The sequence below is a fragment of the Thiohalocapsa sp. genome (genome assembly GCF_019695415.1).
GTDB lineage: Bacteria > Pseudomonadota > Gammaproteobacteria > Chromatiales > Chromatiaceae > Thiohalocapsa.
In genome coordinates this window covers 1-1810 of the sequence record NZ_JAIFKJ010000536.1, presented here as the reverse complement: position 1 = coordinate 1810, position 1810 = coordinate 1, and the positions used below count along the sequence as shown (strand labels likewise).

The window sequence follows — 1810 nt, the reverse complement described above, 5'->3', positions numbered from 1 at the left end:
CCGGCTCCGTCTGATTTTTGGGCAGGATGCCCAATAAATCAGCATCTCCTTAAGCAGTAAAGGGAGAAATTGAACGAACCACCTTTCCCGTGGCTCCTTGCCCGAAGCCTCGGCGTGCACCCGGACAAGGCACGGCCGACGCCCGGTGCCGAGAAGATGCAGTCGGCGTCGCTGCTGCCTGGTGCTGGCACACTGGTGTTTGTGCCGAATGCTTAGCTGCAGGCACAAGCGGCTGCGCTCGGGCGTCTTGATGGTTCTGCGCGCAGGCACAGCGCCCACGCCACAGCGCAGCTCCCATGCGCCTGCCACCGCGAATACGTGCCCCTTTCCGGACGACGAGCAAGCGGAACCAGCCATCGTCGACATGCCCACCCGCCGCAACTCTAGCCGGGGCCGTCAGCGGAGTCGCCAACCCGCCGCGGCGTTGAGCGGGCCGTCGGCAGCTGAATCCCCATATTTCACGGCCAATCGACCTGTCCCGCCCGTCAGCCCACCGCGCGAGTGCACTGCCGGCGCAGCCGTGAAGGTTGGTGCCGAGGCAGAGCCTCGGCACCAGCGAAGTCCATCTGGATGGCAATTGACGGGAGGAATGTGCGCGGCCAGACGACAAAGTCCACCGACAGTGCTGGCGCCTCTCCAGCCGTCATGTTTTGATCCGGCGCGGCGTGCGTGCACGCCGTCGACGACAACCCTTATCAACAGGAGAGCGACATGCCGAACACCCAAGCCCTCAAGCTGCTCCGCCTAAGCGGCACCCTTGTCCTGAGCGTGGCCCTGGCCCCGAGCGCCCTGCTCGCCTCGGACCCGATCACCGGCGCGGCCATGGACGGCATGAAGGCGAAGGCCGTCGACAGCGCGGTAGACAAAGCCGCCGGCATGGCCAAAGATCAGGCAAAATCCGCCATGGGCATGGAAGATGCCGCCAGCGCGGACGACGCCGCCGCCGAGGATGCGGCCGAGGCGGCGGAAACCGCAGCCGAAGCGCAGGAGTAACCCCGGTCGATTGGGAAGCCCGATGCCGCAGGGACCGCGGCCGCCGTTTGGTCCATCCCATCGCGCAGCGGGGCCTACGCCGTCCCTGCACCCTCCCTTGCCGTGTCACGGAGTCGCCGCACGGTAGCCGTCAGCTCCCGGTCCAGCTCCGAGAACCGCTCCCAGTCGCCTTCGGGGATCTCCTCGCCCATGCGCATCAGCGCGCGGAAGATCGTGCCTCGTTGATGCGCTCCGCTCGCCCGGACGGGGCATTCGACCCCGTTCGGAACCTTTAGCCTAGGCGCTCGGGTCGCCACCACCCAAGCGTTCGGGACAGGTTTACAAACCCCGTCCCGCGGGGAGTTTCGGCAAACCGCAGTAGTGGAACCGCGGAGGCATTTCGACAGCCCGGGCTCCAGAGGCAAAAGGCAAGATCAGACCCCGCGCGAGCGCAGGAAATCGCCGTGTATGCCCTAGTCGCGGACGCGAAGGACGAGCGCGCCGCGTCCTTCTATCGGCATCATGATTTCCTGCCATTTCCCGCTCGGCCTGTCAAACGACACCAGGGGGTCAATTCCTGGTGTCGCTTGACAGCGTGATTGTGATCCGCTGCATCTCTTGTTACCGCCAGTCTCGCAAAGGCTCTCTCGCCCAGGCACTCTCGCAACGTCTCCAAATGCGATGGATGAAGACGGCGTTTCCGCTGGGACAGTGGGCAAATAGTATGAGAAACTATAAATCCATCATACGCCGCTGTCTCGCTGCGCCTGTCAGGGCGGGCAGCCTGAGGCCGGGAGATAGGGAGATGCACAGACGCTGTATCTTATACAAACCCCGG

General features: G+C 64.6%; 1 protein-coding gene. It reads left to right on the top strand.

The features are described from left to right. The first annotated feature begins 711 nt into the window (after positions 1–711). Complete coding sequence (locus I6U14_RS14865) at positions 712–993, top strand: hypothetical protein (protein ID WP_296900300.1); 282 nt, start codon at positions 712–714, stop codon at positions 991–993. The last annotated feature ends 817 nt before the right edge of the window (positions 994–1810 follow it).